This is a genomic window from Alteromonas sp. MTD1 (assembly GCF_042848195.1).
Classification (GTDB): Bacteria; Pseudomonadota; Gammaproteobacteria; order Enterobacterales; family Alteromonadaceae; genus Alteromonas.
Genome location: NZ_BTGG01000002.1, coordinates 250,774 through 269,959, shown reverse-complemented (window position 1 = coordinate 269,959; position 19,186 = coordinate 250,774). Strand labels below are relative to the sequence as shown.

At 44.9% G+C, this 19,186-nt stretch carries 18 protein-coding genes; 11 read left to right on the top strand and 7 right to left on the bottom strand.

Annotation, left to right across the window (positions count from 1 at the left end; genetic code table 11):
* Positions 1–6: 6 nt before the first annotated feature.
* Positions 7–714, bottom strand: coding sequence for a ComF family protein (locus tag ACGHAV_RS03855; protein WP_390376672.1), 708 nt, complete (start codon positions 712–714; stop codon positions 7–9).
* A gap of 93 nt (positions 715–807) precedes the next feature.
* Here ACGHAV_RS03855 and bioH point away from each other — a divergent pair, with 93 nt between their 5' ends.
* From bioH to ACGHAV_RS03840, 3 genes are all read left to right on the top strand, one after another.
* Complete coding sequence (gene bioH / locus ACGHAV_RS03850; protein WP_390376669.1) at positions 808–1,617, top strand: pimeloyl-ACP methyl ester esterase BioH; 810 nt, start codon at positions 808–810, stop codon at positions 1,615–1,617.
* Between the two features lie 113 nt (positions 1,618–1,730).
* On the top strand, positions 1,731–2,060 hold the full coding sequence (locus ACGHAV_RS03845; RefSeq protein ID WP_390376666.1) for a hypothetical protein: 330 nt from the start codon (positions 1,731–1,733) through the stop codon (positions 2,058–2,060).
* Positions 2,061–2,074: 14 nt separating this feature from the next.
* Positions 2,075–3,154 carry a putative metalloprotease CJM1_0395 family protein gene (locus tag ACGHAV_RS03840; RefSeq protein WP_390376664.1) on the top strand — a complete coding sequence of 360 codons (1,080 nt, stop codon included), beginning with the start codon at positions 2,075–2,077 and terminating at the stop codon, positions 3,152–3,154.
* A gap of 135 nt (positions 3,155–3,289) precedes the next feature.
* Here ACGHAV_RS03840 and ACGHAV_RS03835 read toward each other — a convergent pair whose 3' ends face one another.
* The 3 genes from ACGHAV_RS03835 to greB form a co-directional block, all read right to left on the bottom strand.
* Complete coding sequence (locus ACGHAV_RS03835) at positions 3,290–5,071, bottom strand: C1 family peptidase (RefSeq protein ID WP_390376662.1); 1,782 nt, start codon at positions 5,069–5,071, stop codon at positions 3,290–3,292.
* Between the two features lie 95 nt (positions 5,072–5,166).
* Positions 5,167–7,524: a Tex family protein gene (locus tag ACGHAV_RS03830; RefSeq protein WP_390376659.1), complete on the bottom strand. Its 2,358-nt coding sequence runs from the start codon at positions 7,522–7,524 to the stop codon at positions 5,167–5,169.
* A 202-nt stretch (positions 7,525–7,726) separates the two neighbouring features.
* The gene (greB, locus tag ACGHAV_RS03825) at positions 7,727–8,212 is read right to left on the bottom strand and encodes a transcription elongation factor GreB (protein ID WP_334014034.1); all 486 of its coding nucleotides are present in this window, start codon (positions 8,210–8,212) and stop codon (positions 7,727–7,729) included.
* 174 nt (positions 8,213–8,386) lie between these two features.
* On the opposite strand from greB, the gene ACGHAV_RS03820 reads away from it, so the two are divergent.
* A complete protein-coding gene (locus tag ACGHAV_RS03820) occupies positions 8,387–8,656 on the top strand; it encodes a hypothetical protein (RefSeq protein ID WP_334014033.1) in 270 nt (89 codons plus the stop codon).
* 298 nt (positions 8,657–8,954) lie between these two features.
* Here ACGHAV_RS03820 and fkpA read toward each other — a convergent pair whose 3' ends face one another.
* Complete coding sequence (fkpA, locus tag ACGHAV_RS03815; protein WP_390376655.1) at positions 8,955–9,740, bottom strand: FKBP-type peptidyl-prolyl cis-trans isomerase; 786 nt, start codon at positions 9,738–9,740, stop codon at positions 8,955–8,957.
* A gap of 138 nt (positions 9,741–9,878) precedes the next feature.
* Between fkpA and ACGHAV_RS03810 the strand changes: the two genes are divergently transcribed.
* The 3 genes from ACGHAV_RS03810 to ACGHAV_RS03800 all read left to right on the top strand — a co-directional run bounded on the left by ACGHAV_RS03810 (position 9,879) and on the right by ACGHAV_RS03800 (position 13,629).
* Positions 9,879–10,871 (top strand): WD40 repeat domain-containing protein, encoded by a 993-nt coding sequence (locus ACGHAV_RS03810; RefSeq protein ID WP_390376652.1) that lies wholly within the window; start codon positions 9,879–9,881, stop codon positions 10,869–10,871.
* A 1-nt stretch (position 10,872) separates the two neighbouring features.
* The gene (locus ACGHAV_RS03805; protein ID WP_334014030.1) at positions 10,873–11,121 is read left to right on the top strand and encodes a SlyX family protein; all 249 of its coding nucleotides are present in this window, start codon (positions 10,873–10,875) and stop codon (positions 11,119–11,121) included.
* Positions 11,122–11,211: 90 nt separating this feature from the next.
* Entirely contained in the window at positions 11,212–13,629 is a 2,418-nt protein-coding gene (locus tag ACGHAV_RS03800) for a PAS domain-containing protein (protein WP_390376649.1), read from the top strand.
* 145 nt (positions 13,630–13,774) lie between these two features.
* Here ACGHAV_RS03800 and ACGHAV_RS03795 read toward each other — a convergent pair whose 3' ends face one another.
* Positions 13,775–13,981: a YheV family putative zinc ribbon protein gene (locus ACGHAV_RS03795; RefSeq protein ID WP_334014028.1), complete on the bottom strand. Its 207-nt coding sequence runs from the start codon at positions 13,979–13,981 to the stop codon at positions 13,775–13,777.
* 133 nt (positions 13,982–14,114) lie between these two features.
* Between ACGHAV_RS03795 and ACGHAV_RS03790 the strand changes: the two genes are divergently transcribed.
* The 4 genes from ACGHAV_RS03790 to ACGHAV_RS03775 all read left to right on the top strand — a co-directional run bounded on the left by ACGHAV_RS03790 (position 14,115) and on the right by ACGHAV_RS03775 (position 17,980).
* Positions 14,115–16,058, top strand: a complete 1,944-nt coding sequence (locus ACGHAV_RS03790) for an ATP-binding cassette domain-containing protein (protein WP_390376646.1) — start codon at positions 14,115–14,117, stop codon at positions 16,056–16,058.
* Entirely contained in the window at positions 16,045–16,551 is a 507-nt protein-coding gene (locus ACGHAV_RS03785) for a TIGR02444 family protein (RefSeq protein WP_390376643.1), read from the top strand. The genes ACGHAV_RS03790 and ACGHAV_RS03785 overlap by 14 nt, the downstream gene beginning before the upstream one ends.
* A gap of 21 nt (positions 16,552–16,572) precedes the next feature.
* Positions 16,573–17,601, top strand: coding sequence for a hydrolase (locus ACGHAV_RS03780; RefSeq protein ID WP_390376640.1), 1,029 nt, complete (start codon positions 16,573–16,575; stop codon positions 17,599–17,601).
* Between the two features lie 127 nt (positions 17,602–17,728).
* Positions 17,729–17,980: a YheU family protein gene (locus tag ACGHAV_RS03775; protein WP_390376637.1), complete on the top strand. Its 252-nt coding sequence runs from the start codon at positions 17,729–17,731 to the stop codon at positions 17,978–17,980.
* Positions 17,981–18,055: 75 nt separating this feature from the next.
* On the opposite strand, the gene ACGHAV_RS03770 is transcribed toward ACGHAV_RS03775, so the two are convergent.
* Positions 18,056–18,607, bottom strand: coding sequence for an outer membrane beta-barrel protein (locus tag ACGHAV_RS03770; RefSeq protein WP_390376634.1), 552 nt, complete (start codon positions 18,605–18,607; stop codon positions 18,056–18,058).
* Positions 18,608–19,186: the final 579 nt, after the last annotated feature.

Sequence of the window (19,186 nt, the reverse complement as noted above, 5' to 3'; positions counted from 1 at the left end):
CGTTTACTACTGATTAGTAAGTAACGTACTTTTGGGCGGTGGCGTAAATGTCATCGCCCATACCTGTACATCTATATCGGGGTAACGTGCCCGTAGCATTTTACTAAGCACGTTCACCGTGCCTCCTGTTGTAATAACGTCATCAACAATTGCTACTCGCAGCTGTTCCTGCCTTTTTTGTGCTTGACTGTAGTCATGGTCGATACTTGTCTTGGTTAACCGAAATGCTTGCTTTGCGTTTGCCTGTCTCGCCGCTTTTGAGAGCATGTGTTGCGCCTGCCACCCTCTGCGCCGAGCCCAATTTGGTGCAACGGGTATATGCAGTGCACTACTCAACACATGTGCAATGACTTGGGCTTGGTTATAGTGGCGTTTAGCAAGCCGCCATACGCTTATCGGCACAGGAAGCAAAATATGTGGTAGCGGTAAGCTACAGTGTCGCTTTTTATGGACAAACCAGTTACTAAGCGCTTTGCCTGCGGCGACAGTATGGGTAAACTTAAACTGGTGAACCAGTGAGGACATTGGCCATGTATGCAGCCCTAACACTGACAGACTACTGTAGTGGCTGTGCTTTACGTGGCCGCCTACTGGGCCATAGCGAAGCAAATTATCGCCATGCAGTGTTGAGTTGAAAAAAAACAAATCTTCTTCACACCACTGACATACTGGCGTAGGACTTGCCTGATAACATAATAGGCATGAAAGGTTCATTATGTTGATTCCATCAACTTCCTTGAATGGTCGACTGTTGACTTATTTTCATTATTTCGTGTTACGAACACGGCAAAGCCAAAGGAGGTGTATATGGAAAGTTTGCATACTAAAAGTGCACTTGTCACCCGTACACAGGGCGCAGGTTTAGAGATTGTTTTCTTGCACGGCTGGGGCATGAATAGCGGGGCATTTACTTCGTTTATTCCTTATTTAAGTGACAATTTCACCATTACGACCATCGATCTTCCTGGTTTTGGCGAAAATGCTGATCACCTGCCGTCACCTTATACGGTTGAAACGCTGGCGAATGCACTTGTAGACGTATTGCCTGAACGCTGTGTGTTGGTTGGCTGGTCGCTTGGTGGTTTAGTGGCGCAGAAACTCGCGTTGATGGCGCCAGAAAAATTAGCAGGTTTAATTACCATTGCATCAACGCCTCGATTTATTGCCGGGCCCGGTTGGCCTGGTATTGCGGCAGACTTATTGAAAATGTTTGAGGCGCAGCTAGAGAAAAACTACCAAAAAACCCTTGAGCGCTTTTTGGCTATTCAGGCGATGGGAAGCGAAACGGCAAAGCAAGATATTAAAGCTATTCGCGAACATGTTACCCAATTCCCAGACCCCGCAGAAGAAGCTTTGAAAAAGGGTTTACGTATACTGTCTACTGAAGATATTCGACAAGAAGTAGGGCGAATTGCGGTGCCAACACTTAGGATTTACGGCCGATTGGACTCACTGGTGCCGACCAGTGGCATTGATAATATTTGTGAACTGCAACCGCAAGCAGACACGGTAGTTTTGCCGCATGCCTCTCACGCACCGTTTATTTCTCACCCTCAGCAAACTGCCGATATCATTTTTAGTTTTGTGGCGAATGTTCAGCGACAAAAAGCGTCTTAAGTCGCTATTTTAAAAGCCTTACACGACAAAAGTTTAATGCTTAAACACCGTGAAAGGCTTTCTATTTTCTCGATATTGGTTAATAATTGCACATGAGAGAGTAGAGGTAGTGTATGAATAGTATTAGTAGTTCAAACGTAGGTGCTGCGTTTGCGTCGGGTCAACTGGGCCTGCAAAATGCCAGTAACGGTATTACGCAAGCAGCGTCGAATATTGCAGCAAGAACAGTAGAGAGCTCGCAAAATGTGCCAAGCGAAGCGACGGCGGCTGCATCTTCCTCAGCTCAAAACGCTACATCAGGTTCTACACCAGGCGCTCTGCCCGGGAACATAACCGATGATTTAATTTCGCTTAACGTGAACAGTATTAACGCACAGGCGTCAGCTAAAGTGCTTGATACTGCTAACGACATGTTAGGCACAATTATCGATACTATTGCGTAAATAGAGAGTTCACATTGAACATCGTCACCCCAATTCTTAACGCTATCGCCTACCCAACGGCGAATATAAACACGGAGTCGGCTCGTCGCGACAACGTGCAGCGTGAGACTATTCCGCAAACGGGTGACGCAGAGCAAGGTGCTTCGCAAAAAGGGCTTGGTTCTGAAGCTGATAAAGCGAAAAGTCCTGGACTTCCGCCAGCGCCGGTTACGTACGAGCGCCCACAAATTCAAACCGACCTGCAAAATGCTTTTCAGAATGTGTTTGGTGGTGAGCGCGACAATGCGCAAGATGAAAGCGCTGGAAAGGAAAATGCGCAAAGCGAGCAGCAAGCTCAGCAGCGTGAGCAACAACAAGCTCAACAAGATGCGCAAGAAATTGAACAATTAAAGGCCCGCGATCAAGAAGTGCGCGCGCACGAACAGGCTCACGCCGCCACTGGCGGTCAGTATGCAGGTTCGCCACAATATGAATATACAACAGGGCCAGATAACAAGCGTTACGCCACAGGTGGCGAAGTCTCTATTGATATTTCAGAAGAGCAAAGCCCTGAGCAAACGTTAAGAAAAATGCAGCAAGTACGCGCTGCAGCACTTGCTCCCGCCCAACCTTCATCACAAGATTTGAAAGTAGCCGCAGAGGCTGCACAAAAAGCCTTTGAAGCGCGAAACGACATTGCTGAGGATAACCGCGAAGAGCTAGCCTCAGTATCACAAGCTTCAACATCCAGTTCTTCAAGCGAAACTGGCTCGCCAAATATCCCCAATGCTTCAACGCAAGTCACGGGTGAAAACGCGGAAAATGACCTAGAAGGCTTCATTCCTAACGTAGCGCCGTCACAGCCACCGTCGCTTGATGACATTACAGGTAACACCGTTGCACCGCCAACGCGCAGTCTGGACGATGCTATTTTATCGGCGCAACAGTCGGTGCAAGAAGGTCAGGCTCCAGCTAGTGATGCTATTGGTACGCGTTCGCTAAACTTTGAAGTACCTGCAAGCGACCCGCTTATGCAAGCGCGCATTGGGCGTATACAAAATGCATACACGCAAGCATATACTCCTGTTAGGGAAGGCCTAGCTCTGCAAGCATAGGCAGCCGTCAGTTTTTAGTATTCATCGAGCGTCTGCTCACATTTATGCACATAGCTACATCACGCGAATGCTGCCTTATCTAAATGCCTAGCACATAACCTTTGCTGCAACACATACTGTCAGGGTCAACACACTTTAATCATCTAGAATGGCTTTGGTGAATTCAAAGCTAGCAGGTTTGTCTAAAATGGTGTGAAGTACACTATTCATTGTGTCTACATCACCGTCAAAGCCACCATGTGTACGGGCGGCACTAGCGGTACCTTCAACACCGTCGCTGTATATAAAACTTATTCCCTTCTCAGAGGCGTTAAATACCTGCATACCAAGCAATGGCATATTAGCTTTTGATTCGAAGGCGTTAGAGACAAGATAGAGTAACGATTTTTGATATACACGCCCCACGTGATCGTCTAACTCTAAGGTTTCAGACAAGTTATAAATACGTGTTTGCTTTATAAACTGCTTATCGATTAGCGGCGCGAGTGTTTCTTTAAATAAAGGGTAGCTAATGGCAGGCGCCAACAGCTGCAAACTCTTCACCGACAACTCCGGCGTTAACTTAGCTAGCCTCGCAAGGCTATGAGCATGAAAAATTGACCCTGCTGAATGCCCTACAACATGTAGCTCTACCTGTTTATTGTCACGTAAATAGCGGGCAAGCTGGGAAAGAAAGTAACTGCCATCTGACGTAGCACGGGTAAACGGCGTGCATGCGTCTGACTTCATTTCTCGCCATAGCGCTCCACCTACTTTTCGCGTAGCCCACTCTAAAATGCGATCGGTATAGTCTGTGAAAGCGCCAACTTTGTTGCTGACTTCTTTGTTTTTAAAACCAAGAATGTCTTTAAGCTCTTCTAGTAAGCCGGTGTCGTACATGAAATGTATTGGGTAAATGCCGTTTTTCAAGAACGTATCTTTCATTGCGGCAATGCGCTGTGCAGACGCTTTTACCGTGTTTAAGCCACCGTGTGCGTACAGCATAACTTTGTTATGCTTCGATGCTGCAAGCTGCGCAATAACATTGTCGACGTGTGCTTTATTGCTCCAATACTTGCTTGTTGTATCGAAGTGACCATCGTCAAAATGTACAAAGTGATTTTGAATACTGACACGGGGTGTAGCGCGTTTAAATAGCCCTTTGGCAACAAGCCCTGTCGCATGATGGAATGTGCCGGTTGTGTTTATGGGTAACGCAAGCTGCACTACCCATGCATCCATTACATTTAAGGCCCAATCTTCATAACGCCACAACGCCAGCCCCGACTTTTTCCAGTTTGTACCCCACGAGTTTTGAATCCAAAACCCCATGTCGTTATAACCCACAATAACGAAAGCATGGCCGCCCATTGGTTCGGGCGTCAGAGTTATTTCGTCGCCATCGCAGTCTTTCCATCCTTCATGAATTCTGGCTGAAACAAAAATAACGCCTACCTCGTTTATGGCCGCATGAAAGTCGCTTATCTCTCGTTCAAGCCGATAATACGCGCCCAAGCGATGGTTGGCGGCGTCTTGTGCAATAGGCAGAGTCATTGCAAACCCATCGCTATCTTCAATGTCTTTCGTTAATGTGTGGCTGCACACACCGCTGTTGTACCAGCCCTTTATAGCACCGCGACAGCTTGAGCCTTCGTAACCATCTCCTAGCCACTCGTCGTGACGTTTAGCCATTGCATACAACATCCAGGGGCTTACGCTACAGTTTTTACCTTGCTGTCGGTAAATGAAGTTTATTGTTGCGGCCAGTGCGAAACCTGTGCAGGCACCGTCTTCGCCTTGATTAAGAATATTGAGGTTACCTGGCGGGTCGACAAAAGGCTTAAGTGGCGCAAGATGTGGTTGATAAACACGGTCGCGAAGATCGGGCGTATCTTCGTTAACAATGAGCATACTTGAAGACAATGAGGGTACGTTCATGGGTCGTCCTATGACAGTTGAGCGCAATGGTATTGTCTAAGTATCATTCAATTGCTGGCTATATTTCAAGCCAGCAATGAATGTGAATTGGCAGGTTATTTTTTCGCTTTGGCAAACGCATCGGCAAAGGCATTGCCCATAGCGCTGTTTTGACTCTGATTGCGGCTTTGATTGTGGTTATTGCGGTTCTGACCGCCCCGCTGCTGATTGCGCGCAGGCTTGTTACCGCCATTGTTCTGGCGAGACGCTTTGTCTCTGCCACCGTTATTGTTACTTGATGACTGCGTTGGTGTGTCGTCAAGGCGCATGGTGAATGAAATACGCTTTCGCTGTACATCTACTTCAAGCACCTTCACTTTTACTATATCTCCGGCTTTTACCACTTCACGAGGGTCTGAGATAAACTTGTTAGTTAATGCTGAAATGTGCACAAGACCGTCTTGGTGAACACCAACATCTACGAATGCGCCGAAGTTAGCAACGTTGCTAACTACCCCTTCCAACACCATTCCTACTTTTAGGTCGTTAATGGTTTCTACGCCGTCTTTAAATGCCGCGGTCTTAAATTCAGGTCGCGGATCTCGGCCGGGTTTATCCAACTCTTTCAAGATGTCTTTTACCGTTGGTAAACCAAAGTCATCGTTAGTAAAGTTTTCTGGTGACAAGCGCTTAAGTAGCTCGGTATTACCAATTATATCGTTTACAGCGACTTCGGTAGTATCAACAATTTTATCTACTACTGGGTACGCCTCAGGATGCACAGCAGACGCATCAAGCGGGTTAGTGCCGTTTACGATGCGAAGGAACCCAGCGGCTTGCTCAAAAGCTTTTGGCCCTAAACGTTCTACTTTAAGCAGGGCTTTTCTATCAGGGAATGCGCCGTTGGTATCGCGGAAGTGAACAATGTTATGCGCCAGTGTTTTGTTTAAGCCAGAAACATAGCTAAGCAGTGCAGGTGACGCCGTATTTAAGTCTACGCCAACTGCGTTAACGCAGTCTTCTATAACGCGGTCTAGCGATTTGCCCAACTGACTTTGGCTTACATCGTGCTGATATTGGCCCACGCCAATGGCTTTGGGTTCAATTTTTACCAGTTCGGCTAGCGGATCTTGTAAACGGCGTGCAATAGATACAGCACCGCGTAAAGACACATCAAGTTCAGGCAGTTCTTTTGACGCAAGCTCAGACGCTGAATACACAGATGCGCCTGCTTCGCTTACCATGATTTTCTGTGCTTGTAGGTCGCTGTTATTTTTCAGCATTTCACCCACTAGCTTATCGGTTTCGCGCGAGCCTGTGCCGTTACCAATGCTAATTAGGTCTACCTTGTACTGTTTACACAGCGTGGTAAGCGTTCGAATAGACTTGTCCCATTGGTTTTGTGGAGCATGCGGGAAAATAGTATTAGTGGCGAGCACTTTACCTGTACGGTCTACTACCGCTACTTTCACACCCGTACGCAAACCTGGGTCTAACCCCATTGTTGTTTTGGCACCTGCAGGTGCAGCCATTAGCAAATCGTTCAGGTTCTTGGCGAATACTTCTATGGCTTCTTCTTCAGCACGCTCACGCAGCGCACTAAAAAGCTCAGTTTCCATGTGAAGACCAATTTTTATCTTCCATGTCCATTGCACAACTTGTGCTAAGAAGTCGTCTGCGGCGCGGCCTCGATGCATAATGTCGTAATGGCTCGCAATAATATGCTCACAGTGCGACGGGCCGTTTTCTTCCGTCTGAGGATCGGCATCTAGCTGAATATGCAGCATGCCTTCGTTACGCCCTCTAAACATCGCCAGTGCGCGATGAGAGGGTACGGTTTTATACTTTTCGTTGTGCTCGAAGTAGTCTTTATACTTCGCTGCTTCTTTTTCTTTACCCGGCGCTACCGTGCTTTTTACATGTGCGTTTTCGGTTAAATAATGGCGTACTTTACCTAGCAGAGCCGCATCTTCAGCAAAGCGCTCCATTAAAATATAGCGAGCACCTTCTAGTGCTGCTTTCGTGTCAGCAATGCCTGCATCACTATTAATATACTGCTGCGCTTCACTTTCAGGCGCCACATTCGCATCGTTAAACAATGCATCAGCCAAAGGTTCTAAACCCGCTTCAATGGCAATTTGCCCTTTTGTTCTGCGACGGGGCTTGTAGGGTAAATAAAGATCTTCAAGGGTAGTTTTGCTATCAGCTGAAACAATGCTGCTCTTCAACTCGCTGGTAAGTTTTCCCTGCTCATCGATAGACTTTAAAATAACCTCGCGACGCTCTTCTAGCTCGCGAAGATAAGTAAGACGCTGCTCTAAATTACGCAGTTGGGTGTCGTCTAACCCTTGGGTAACTTCTTTTCGGTAACGAGCAATAAACGGAACCGTTGCGCCCTCGTCTAACAGTTTGACGGCTGCAGTCACTTGCGACGCTTGTACGGCAAGTTCTTCGGCAATTTTATTTATAATCATAAGTCGCTCTAAGGTGCTTAAAAATATGCATTAGGCAAATGCAAAACGTTGTACCGATAATATAAGGCGCACAACATTGGTAATGAAACAAGATGCGGCAATTGTATCACCGCGATAAAAAGGAAGTCGTCTGATCATCACACCAAACGCTTTGTTGAAAGCTGTAATGCAATGCCTTTCACTTCCATGGTATTAACATTTTCTACAGTTTATCTGTGGTGTCGTACCAAATACGGTTAATCCACCATTCTTTAGTGCCGGCTTCGGTTTTAACAATAAACTCATCATCCTCTTCTTTTCCCACCAATGCTCTTGCCATGGGGGAATCTATAGAAATGTAGTCTTTGCGGCCGAAAATTTCATCATAACCCACTAATCGCAGCTGCATCACAGTGCCAGACTCATTCTCAATTTCTACCCAAGCGCCAAAAAATACCTTTCCTTCTTGCTGTGGGTCGTAATCAACAACTTTTAAATTCTCTAAACACTTGCGCAGGTAACGCACCCGTCGGTCTATTTCACGTAGCTTCTTTTTGTTGTACTGATAGTCAGCGTTTTCGCTTCTATCACCCAGGCTGGCTGCCCATGTTACCTTACGGGTAGTCTCTGGGCGCTCTACTCGCCACAGCGTGTCTAGTTCCTGCTTTAGTTGCAAATAACCTTTTCGAGTGATCAGTGGTGTTTTCACAATGGCCTACAAAAAGATGAATTAAATACCCTTACTCTATGAGGGTGAATGAGTGAAACGCAATCTTTACGTTTGTTAATTGATGAGAAATAAGGCATGTTGAATAATTATTGAACATAAACCATTTTTAAAGAGTCATAGTATAAAATATATACAATTCTCTAAGGGAAGCAGATGCGTAATAAAATTCCGATGTTGAACCGCCGGCGTTCCAATGCCGACACCCTCCAAATTAGCGGTACGATAATTGGATTTATGCTTTTTTTAAGTGGTGCGCTGTTATTGCTTTACGCCATGCTTGATATTGTTGTTCATTTGAAAAGCCTAAAAACCGTTGTTTATCTTATTTTGGGTTGTGCCATGTATAAAGTTGGACAGTCACTGTTAAATTACTTTGCAACATTCAAAGTACATACAGAGCGTCGCCGCGCGCCGCAAAGATAGTGGCTTAAAACTTTCTGTTCTAAAAGCACCGCGCTAAGGCTAATTTGTTCCATGAAAAACGCTGTCGAAAATAGGCAATTATTGGGAGCGTTGACTATATTTACATAGTGATTCGAGGCACCAAGCATATTGAATAACCCACTTTACTACTTGGGTACGCGCGTGGTGATAAGCCACTTGCTCGTAGGGAAAAGGTAGGCATGGATTACGCTGACTCACTTAAATAAAAAAGCCGACGCATTGGGCGTCGGCTTTATCATTTCTATACACTTATTCGTCTTAAAACGCGTGCATTCACTTATTCGGTAGGTGCTTCCGCTTCTGGTTTAACAACCTCTAGAAGCTCAACATCAAAAATTAGTGTCGAGTTAGGTGTTATTGCACCTGTTGCACGCTGACCGTATGCAAGCTCAGAAGGAATATGGAAGCGATACTTCGAACCTTCTTTCATTAGCTGAACGCCTTCAGTCCAACCTGAAATAACGCGATTTAGTGGGAACTCAGCTGGCTCGCCACGCTTGTAAGATGAATCGAACTCTGTGCCGTCTAGTAGCGTACCGCGATAGTGCACTTTCACTACATCAGTTGCTACAGGGCTTGCACCTTCACCTTCAGTTAGAACTTCATATTGAAGACCTGACTCGGTCGTTACTACGCCTTCACGCTTTGCGTTTTCTTCAAGGTATGCAACACCGGCTTCAATGTTTTTCTCTGCGGCTTGTGCTGCAGCTTCTTGTTGTTTAGTACGAAGTACTTCTTCACCTTGCTGAGCAATTTGTTGAATTTGTTCAGGAGTGAATTTTAGCGTATCAGCTAAACCGTCTTGAAAGCCTTGTTTAAGAGCTACTTGATCTAAAGTAAGACCTAGTTGCTCTTGTTGTTCGGCACGACTGCTAACAAACAAACCCATGCTTGCGCCCATGGCGTAAGCTTGCTTTTGTGAATCTGTCATTTCTTCTGCTGAAACAGAAGTAGTATTTGCACTATCAGCGGTTGTAGAAGCGGCTTCATCAGTAGTATTTGGCTGGCAAGCAAATAGGCCTAGCGCAGCAAGGGTTGATAAAGCAACGAGCGACTTCTGCATAAAAATGTCTCCATTATTTTTTATCATCATGCGTCTGTGTCTATACTGCTGCATCCAAGGCAGTGTTGCACGATAGTTAAAGATGCGTGATCCGTGCTATGTTAAACCTAGCGTTAACAAAGCGAAACCCATTTGATTATGTTTAGAGCCCAAACGTTCCTTAGAATATTGTTACTCATCGTACTTATCGGTGGATCTGCAGGATGTACCGTACCTGATACTACGCCAATACAACAGTGGCGTCATGTAGAAGAAGGCGCATACGCATCTGATATTTCTTCTGACGGCTCGCTGGCCGTGGTGTCTGGAGTGAATAACGGTATAAACGTTTGGCGTATTGGCGAGGATACACCGCTATTCAGCTGGGGGCATCAGGGTGAAGGTAATAACACTGTTATGTCTGTTCATATTAGCGCTGATAAACGCTACGTGGTGACAGCCGATCGTGAAGCGTTTGCCCTGTGGAGTATTGACACCGGTGAACCAGAAGGCTTTTGGCGCATCGATGAGTCATCTATTCGCGATGTAGCAGTGACTAACGGAGGTAACGGTATTTTGGTGGCGCGCTCTAGCGGCAAGGTAATGTATTTCGAGCCAAGAACATCAAGACGGTTAGAGTTTTTAGGTCACACTGAAAAAGTGAACAGCATCGATATTTCACCTAATGGTAAGTTCGCGTTAACCGGCGGCAATGATTATATCGCTTATTTGTGGAGCACTGAGACAGGGCAAATAATTCATACATTTACCCACCCTACGCGGGTAACCAAAGTAGCGCTTGATGATCAAGGGCGCTTCGCATTTACCGCCGATAGCAAAAGTAAATCGCAAATATGGAATGTTCAAACGGGTCAACCGGTAATCGCGCTTGATTTTGCATCAAGACAGAAAATATTCACCGATGTGGAGTTTTCTAAAGACGGTACACACCTAGTCACCGGGTCTCCATCGCGAAAGGTTTACGTATGGGACTTGCAAACGGGCCAGCAAACACAGGCAATTCAAGTTGCATCGCGCGAATCTATCTCTCCCCCTACGGCAGTTGTTTATGGCGTTGCCTTTATGCCAAATGGTAATATAGTGTCTGTTAGCAGTAGTGGTCTTGCCGAAGTATGGCAACGAGAGAGGTAACATGACGACCAAAAGTAGCAGTGAAATGGAACAGCAGCTTGAAAGTGCACATGCGCTTATTGAAGAGCTGCAAACAAAAGTTGCGTTTCAAGAACATACCATTGAAGCACTCAACGATGCATTGTCATCGCAGCAGAAACAGTTGGATGATTTGTCGTTCAAGGTTCGTCACGTCATTGACCGCGTTAAGTCAATTGAGCCCTCTAATATTGCTAAACAGTCTGAAGAAACCCCGCCTCCTCACTATTAATTAGTGGTAACTAATGTAATTAAGGCATTTTGTTGCGAGTAGTTAGAGCCACTGCTAGATTTAAATAACTAGCAGTTCGAGGCCGCACCTTTGTCGACAAAACATGCAGACGAACAGCACCCGTTGTTTCAAGAGCTCAAGGCGCTGTTTCAAACCGACCCAAAAATATTCGATTTCATAGAACGTTCTTCTTTAGACGGGCTGTGGTTTTGGGATTTAGAAAACCCAGAACACGAGTGGATGAGCCCGTCATTTTGGAAAACGCTTGGCTACGATCCTGCTGAAAAGAAACATCTGGCGTCTGAATGGAAAGATATTATTTTCGAGGAAGACCTTGCTACCGCCTTTGATAACTTTGAAAAGCACTGCGCCAATCCAGCGCACCCCTACGATCAGTTTGTAAGATACCGCCATAAAAAAGGCCATACCGTATGGGTACGATGCAGGGGCATGGCCATTCGAGACACCACTGGTAAGCCTATTCGAATGATTGGTGCGCATACCGACGTTACAGCGTTAAAAGCGCAAGAGGCTGAAAATTTAAAACAGGAGCGAGAGCAGAAAATCGCCTATCAGCAGCAGGCAATGCTGCTTGCTGAACTAGAAAAAACCGCCAACATAGGTACTTGGGAAGTTGACCTTAAAACTCAAGAAGTCGTGTGGAGTAAGCAAACCAAAGCCATTCATGAAGTGCCTGACAACTTCGTACCAAATATAGAAACCGGTATTCATTTCTACAAAGAAGGAGAAAGCCGTGACCAAATAACTGCGGCTGTAACTGCTGGCATTGAAAACGGTACGCCATGGGATCTCGAGCTACAAATTATCACCGCTACAGGTAGAGAAAAGTGGGTGAGAGCGCAGGGTAAACCGTATTTTTCTGATGGTGAGTGCATACGGCTTTTTGGTGTTTTTCAAGATATTACGAAACAGAAAAATGTAGAAAATGAGCTTCGTGCAGCTCGAGAAGAAGCGGTCTCGAACTCATTAAGAATACAAATTGCCAACAGCTCTACGGGTATGGGCGTATGGGAATGGGATCTCATCAACGACAGCCTGTATTGGGACGATTGGATGTATTCGCTTTACGATGTGCCTAAAGATAAATTTAGTGGTGCATTCGAGGCTTGGGAAACATCGGTTCATCCTGACGATATAGATCACGCCAAGGATTTGCTTATTACTGCTATAAAGAAAACTGGTAGCTACGATACTCAGTTTCGCATACTGACCAGCGAGGGCATAGTTAAGCATATCAAAGCAAATGCATTAGTACAGAAAGACGCATCGGGTAAGTCGATAAAAATGATAGGTGTGAATTACGATATTACCGACAAGGTAAACACCATGGCGGTGCTTAAGCAGGAAAAGAGTAATGCAGAAGCGGCAACCAGAGCGAAAAGCGCCTTTCTAGCCAATATGAGCCATGAAATAAGAACGCCGATGAACGCCATTTTAGGCGCTTTGCAACTCCTTGCTAATAGTACGGTTGAGGCATCACTGAGGCCGGTTGTTGAAAACGCGACTTTTTCTGCAAAAGGGCTTATTACCATTATTAACGATATTCTTGACTACTCGAAAATCGAGTCTGAAAAGCTCATGTTGGAATATGCCCCCTTTTCAGCGTTAGATACGCTAGATACGGTTAAATACGAGCTTGAAGATTTAGTTAATCAAAAGGGAATTGATTTCACTATTGAGGTTGCGCCCGAATTCGTTGATGGTTGGTGCGGAGACAGCGTGCGCGTAAAGCAAATATTGCTAAATTTAACGTCGAACGCAGTCAAATTTACCAAAGAAGGCACCGTTACCGTTAAGCTAAATAGCATTGAGCGCAATGTTCAAGACGTACTGTATTGTCAGATAATTGATACTGGGATAGGCATGAGTGAAGAAGTTCAGGCGAGAGTGTTTGAGCGATTTTCACAAGCTGATTCGTCCACTACACGCTTATATGGTGGTACAGGGCTAGGTATGGCTATTTCGCTAAGCTTAGTTAAGCTAATGGACGGGTGCATGCACCTTGAAAGTGAAGAAGGAAAAGGCACCACTATCACGCTAGAGCTTCCGCTATCACGGGCAGCAGTGAAACAAGAAAGCGCTGATATAACAGAAGATTCAATGCCCAACCTACAAGGTATGAAAATTCTAGTAGCAGAGGACAACAGTATTAATCAAATGGTTATTGAGTCGATGCTAACGCCTACAGGCGCGGACCTGACTATGGTGGAAAATGGAAAGCAAGCGGTAGACTATGTACAACAAAACCAAGTAGATTTGATTTTTATGGACATTCAAATGCCGGTGATGGACGGTCTTGAGGCACAGAAACACATACGAGATTCAAATCGTGATATACCCGTTATAGCGCTAACGGCAAATGTGATGAGTGAAGATGTTGCACAATACCTAGATGCAGGCTTTACTACACATATTGGTAAACCAGTAGATTTGAAAGCGCTCTATCAGTTACTGCATTTATACCGTTCAACGCCTCAGGCTAGCTAGCTTTTTAATCTGTCTTATCCATCTTTCTTTATTGCTGCTTCTTTGCAGGATAACGCTGTTCAGCGTTGAACAACTGACATTCAACACACTGTATGATAAACAGTGTTGAGCTACAGAACGGTGTTAAAGAGCGATGATGTGGAGTTTAATGCGGCTTGAAAATCCCGATAACGTTTTCGTTTTCTCGTGTTGCCGCGCTTACTTTTTCATCGGTCTGCGCTTCATTGTAGCCACACGCCACGCACTCAAGCTTTTCAACATTGTTTTCATAATACAATGAAATAGTATCTTGCTCTTGGCATTTAGGGCAGGTTGCACCAGCAACAAAGCGGCGTCTAACTCTTTTCGACATACTTACACCTTGGTTATATTTCGCTGGTATTATACCGTTAAAAGCCTCGTAATGATCAGCTTTTACCTTAAGTTTTTGGTATAATCCATCGCCGCAAAAATCACTATTTACGTTGTTTCACCACAGGTAACCCATGATAAAGCTTTCTAATATTTCGCTGCTGCGAGGCAGAAAAGTGCTACTTGAAGAGGCCTCTGCACAGGTATTTCCTGGTCATAAAGTGGCGTTAATTGGAAGCAATGGTTGCGGAAAGTCGAGTCTTTTTGCGTTACTTCGCAGCGAACTTAGCGTAGATGCAGGTGACTGCAGTGTACCTAGTGACTGGCGCATTGTAAGCGTTGCACAAGAAACACCAGCGTCTGATCGCACCGCTATCGACTACGTCATTGATGGTGATAAACACTTGCGCACACTACAAGCGTCGCTTGCCATTGCCGAGCAACAAGAAGATGGCGTTAAAATAGGCCAGCTGCACGGGCAACTAGAGCAAGCTGGCGCCTATGATGTTGAATCTCGTGCCGCCACTATCCTCTCTGGACTAGGTTTTACCAATACTCAGCTTTCTGCCCCCGTGACAGATTTTTCTGGTGGCTGGCGTATGCGATTGAACCTTGCGCAGGCACTGCTATGTCCTTCTGACCTGTTGTTACTTGATGAACCCACTAACCACCTCGATTTAGACGCCGTTATTTGGTTAGAAAAGTGGCTTCAACGTTATGCGGGAACCTTGCTGCTTATATCGCACGATAAAGCCTTTATCGATAATACGGTGGCGCAAATTATTAGCGTAGAACAACAAAAGTTGATGACCTACACAGGCAATTATTCTGCCTATGAAACTCAGCGTGCTGAGCGTATTCGCCTGCAAAACATAGAATATGAAAAGCAGCAGCAAAAAGTGGCGCACCTAAATTCGTTTATTACGCGCTTTAAAGCCAAAGCCAGTAAAGCGAAGCAGGCGCAAAGTCGTATCAAGCAATTAGAAAAAATGGAAACGCTGCTTCCAGCGCATATGGCTAGCCCATTTAGTTTTTCTTTTGCAGAGCCATCGGCGTTGCCAAACCCGTTAGTGCAAATGGAAAAAGTGCAGCTAGGTTACGATGAACACATAGTACTGCAGCAAGTTAAGCTAAATTTAGTACCTGGCAGTCGAATTGGTTTGCTTGGCAGAAACGGGCAAGGTAAGTCGACCCTTATTAAACTATTGGCAGGTGTACATGCACCAAAGCAAGGGGTGTTTAATACGGCCAAAGGCCTGAAAATTGGTTATTTTGCGCAGCATCAATTAGAAACCTTAGATGCGAATGCAACGCCTCTACTACATTTACAGCGCATAGATGAAAAAGCCACAGAGCAACAGCTTCGCGATTATCTGGGTGGCTTTGGTTTTAATGGTGATGAAGCGCTCTCGCCGGTGGCGCCTATGTCGGGCGGAGAAAAAGCGCGCTTAGTGCTGGCGCTTATTGTCTACCAAAAGCCTAATTTGTTGCTGTTAGATGAACCGACTAACCATTTAGATTTAGAAATGCGTCATGCATTAAACATTGCGCTGCAAGGTTTTGAGGGGGCGATGGTATTGGTATCGCACGATCGCTTCTTATTAACATCTGTATGTGAAGACTTTTATTTAGTAGATAGCGGCTCCGTTGAACCTTTCAAAGGTGACTTAGATGACTATCGAGACTGGATTTTAAAACAGCAGGCTGCTGAAAAAGCGAGAGCGAATGAAGAGGCTAAAGCGCAGCAAAATGACGAAAATTCTAAGCCAGAACGCAAAATTGACCGTAAAGAAGAAAAGCGTCGTGAAGCCGAATTTAGGCAGCAAATAGCACCTTTTAAGAAGGCCATCGAAAAACATGAAAAAGCGATGGAAAAGGCAAGCTTGGCGCTAAGTGAAGTAGAAACAGCGTTAGCTGATACCAGTTTATATAGCGATGACAAAAAAGCAGAGCTTATGCAGCTGCTTGATAAACAAACCAACCTTAAGCAGCAGCTTGAGGAAGAAGAAATGGCCTGGCTTGATGCACAGGAAGAAATAGAGCGCGCAAGGGACACTTACAACAATGCCAACGCCTAGTTTAAGCAGCAAAACGTTTTGGCAATACAGCGTTAGCTTGTATGCAACCGGCGATATAGCGCCCATCGCGCTAATGCTTCAAGACAACCACAAGGTAAACGTTAATGTGCTTTTGCTGGTATGTTGGTGTTTACAAAACAACGTCATCATTAATCTTTCGCAGTTAAACGCCGTAATAAAGGCGTGCGAGCCTAGCGAAGCCACGCTTAAGTTACATCGTGCTTCTCGCAAAGCGGCACATCCAGATAAAGGTGGTAGTGCTGATGTTTACGAGACATTGAAAAAAGAAGAATTAGCGCTTGAACGACAGCAGCAAGAAACCATGATGCTGGCCTTTAACGAGCAGGTGGTTGCTACTATTCCAGGTAACGCTGCATTGGGCGCAAATGTGTTTAACGCTTCTATAGCTGCGCTTATAAACGCCTATAACCTAAGAGATAGCCAAGAGGCTCGTCATTTGGTAAGCCTTTTAGTCAATCAATTATCTAAATAACAAGAACGCAAAAGAAGTTACATGAGTAAATCAGCGCTATCGCATGGAAAAATTATAAAAAGCAGTTTTAAAGTGCCAGGGTGGGCCAAGAATAGGCATGTACAAACGATATGGCCGCGCTTCATTCAAAAGCGTTTACCTTTGTCTTATGACGTGGAACGATTAACGTTGCCTGATGATGACTTTGTAGATGTTGCGTGGGGCCCAAAACCGCAGGAAACATCGGGTATTGTAGTGATGTTTCATGGGTTAGAAGGCAGTATGAAATCGCACTATGCTAACGACATGATGGCACAGCTTTCTGTTAATGGTTGGCAGGTTGTGATGATGCATTTTCGTGGCTGCAGCGGTGTGCCAAACCTAAAAGCTCGCGCCTATCATAGCGGTGAAACTGAAGATCCTAGTTTTTTCCTCGATTGGCTACACGACAAGTTTCCAAGTATTCCCAAAGTGGCTATTGGTTTTTCGCTAGGTGGGAATATGTTGTTGAAGTTGTTAGGTGAAAACCCTGCTCAAAAATGGCTTAAAGCTGCCGTTGCTATTTCATCACCCCTTAAGCTGTCTGAATGTGCTAAATCAATTAACCAAGGTTTTTCACGGGTATACCAGAAGTACTTATTAACGAGTATGAAAGATACGTTGCGTAAAAAAATGGAATACATCGACTATCGCAAGCTCATTCAGCTAACGAAAGCAGATGTAGACGGTATAAAAAGCTTTATGCAGTTTGACGAGAAGGTAACGGCACCCCTTCACGGTTTTGCTGATGCAGAAGATTATTATGAAAAGTGTAGCGCCTACCATTTTTTAAGCGCTATTCACTGCCCAACGTTAGTGTTACACAGTATCGACGACCCGTTTATGAACCACCTTATTGTGCCAAAAGAAGAAGAGCTGGCGCGCAATGTAACGGTTGAATTAAGTGAAAGAGGCGGTCACGTTGGTTTTATGCAGGGGTCTATACTCAACCCTAAAGTATGGCTGCACGAGCGCGTGAAGCGTTTTGTAACCGACGTATTACCCGTAAACAGTACATGTAGCTACAAATAGCTACAAAAAATAGCAGAGCAACTTTCACCTCTAAACCAAAGCTTTTAAATAAGCCGCTATTACAATCTCTTATTACAAATCCTAACTGCAGCAGCACACCTTTATGGGGTGCTTACAGGAGACATAAATGATTATTCCCGTTGACGCACTAGAACCCGATACGCTGTACAGTTTAGCCGAAGCGTTTGTATTGCGAGAAGGTACTGACTACGGCGAGCAAGAAGTAGAGCTTGATGTAAAGGTGCAGCAGGTATTAGAAAAACTAAAAAGCGGAGACGCTGTTGTGGTTTATTCTGAGCTTCATGAAAGCGTTGATATTAAGCGCAAAGAAGACATTCAGCCTAGCGATGTGGAAAGCGAAGACAATGACGGTTATTGATTGGCGCTAAGACACAAAACAGGATCAAAAAAGCCGGGTCGAGCAACCCGGCCACCTACCTGAGGAGAGGAAGGCTTAAAAAGCGTAGCGTGCAGTTACCTGCATAATGTCTAACTCATCAATAACTTTATAGTTAGCGCCGACTGCCCACTGCGATGTAATGTAATAATTAGCACCCACTTTGAACGTCGCTTCACCGTCATCTACGTCGTAGTATCCAATCTCACCTGCAAGTTCTACTTGCTCGGTTATCATAGAGCGAAGGCCGGCATTTATGCTGTAACCTGTTTCATCTGAAACGTCGCCATCTATACGCTCAAGGTTGGCGCCGAAGTACGCGTCAGTAGTGGTGTTTATTGGAAGTCTGTAGCCTGCGCCTAGCGTAAGCATGTCGAAATCGAAACTGCCTTCTTCGAAGAAGCTGTATTCACCGTTCAAGTACCAATTGCTATTTAGTAAGTATTTACCGTTAACAGTAAGGCCGTCTGGCTCGAACGATTCGTTGTTATCGAAATCCATTTTTGTGTAGCCACCTTCAACATAACGCCAGTCTGGCTTGTCTGCCATTGCACTTAATGGAAGTACTGAAGCTGAAACTAGTGCGAGAAGTGTAAGTGTTTTGCGCATGTGATTACTCCTTAATTTTCACAAAAGCTCATTTCTGTTTTCTGTATTCATGTTGACCTTTCAAATACATGAGCCATGTTTTCGTGTGTTGGAGTGTTTGCAAAGCGTTTGCCAACATTGCGTTATCTGGCTATTGGTTTCGCCTTTTGTTTGTTTAACGCACTGATATTAATGGTTATTTTCGTTTTGTTTTTTGCTGTGCTTACTTTCCATCAATGTAATTCAAACGCCGGTGATGGATAAAAACAGAATAACTGTCTCTAAAAAACAACACTTGTTCTTTAGTCTATAAAATCTGACCAGCTAAAAAGCGCGGGAAGCACAAAATTTAACTTACACACCCTTTTTTATGTTCATGAAATAAATGGTTTTTTTCATTAATCGCATGGCTTGGCAGCGTGTTGGAACACCTTTTGCTCACTAGCTAATGACAACGCGAACGTTATTCAAATGGTGTGCAGGCTTCATTTCACTTTTAAATCTGCATTACACAAATGGGTTAGCAAGGAATAGAGCGCTTTTAAACTAATTCATTTGCTTCTGGCTATGGCCTTCTTTGTTTAGCGTTCTTTTCATAAG

Coding starts and splice junctions, on each gene's coding strand:
- bioH (WP_390376669.1), top strand. CDS start 808: ATGGAAAGTTTGCATACTAAAAGTGCACTTGTCACCCGTACACAGGGC.
- ACGHAV_RS03795 (WP_334014028.1), bottom strand. CDS start 13,981: ATGTCGAAAAGAGTTAGACGCCGCTTTGTTGCTGGTGCAACCTGCCCT.
- ACGHAV_RS03785 (WP_390376643.1), top strand. CDS start 16,045: ATGCCAACGCCTAGTTTAAGCAGCAAAACGTTTTGGCAATACAGCGTT.
- ACGHAV_RS03855 (WP_390376672.1), bottom strand. CDS start 714: ATGAACCTTTCATGCCTATTATGTTATCAGGCAAGTCCTACGCCAGTA.
- ACGHAV_RS03805 (WP_334014030.1), top strand. CDS start 10,873: ATGACGACCAAAAGTAGCAGTGAAATGGAACAGCAGCTTGAAAGTGCA.
- ACGHAV_RS03845 (WP_390376666.1), top strand. CDS start 1,731: ATGAATAGTATTAGTAGTTCAAACGTAGGTGCTGCGTTTGCGTCGGGT.
- ACGHAV_RS03770 (WP_390376634.1), bottom strand. CDS start 18,607: ATGCGCAAAACACTTACACTTCTCGCACTAGTTTCAGCTTCAGTACTT.
- ACGHAV_RS03835 (WP_390376662.1), bottom strand. CDS start 5,071: ATGAACGTACCCTCATTGTCTTCAAGTATGCTCATTGTTAACGAAGAT.
- ACGHAV_RS03830 (WP_390376659.1), bottom strand. CDS start 7,524: ATGATTATAAATAAAATTGCCGAAGAACTTGCCGTACAAGCGTCGCAA.
- fkpA (WP_390376655.1), bottom strand. CDS start 9,740: ATGCAGAAGTCGCTCGTTGCTTTATCAACCCTTGCTGCGCTAGGCCTA.
- ACGHAV_RS03820 (WP_334014033.1), top strand. CDS start 8,387: ATGCGTAATAAAATTCCGATGTTGAACCGCCGGCGTTCCAATGCCGAC.
- ACGHAV_RS03780 (WP_390376640.1), top strand. CDS start 16,573: ATGAGTAAATCAGCGCTATCGCATGGAAAAATTATAAAAAGCAGTTTT.
- ACGHAV_RS03775 (WP_390376637.1), top strand. CDS start 17,729: ATGATTATTCCCGTTGACGCACTAGAACCCGATACGCTGTACAGTTTA.
- ACGHAV_RS03810 (WP_390376652.1), top strand. CDS start 9,879: ATGTTTAGAGCCCAAACGTTCCTTAGAATATTGTTACTCATCGTACTT.
- ACGHAV_RS03790 (WP_390376646.1), top strand. CDS start 14,115: ATGATAAAGCTTTCTAATATTTCGCTGCTGCGAGGCAGAAAAGTGCTA.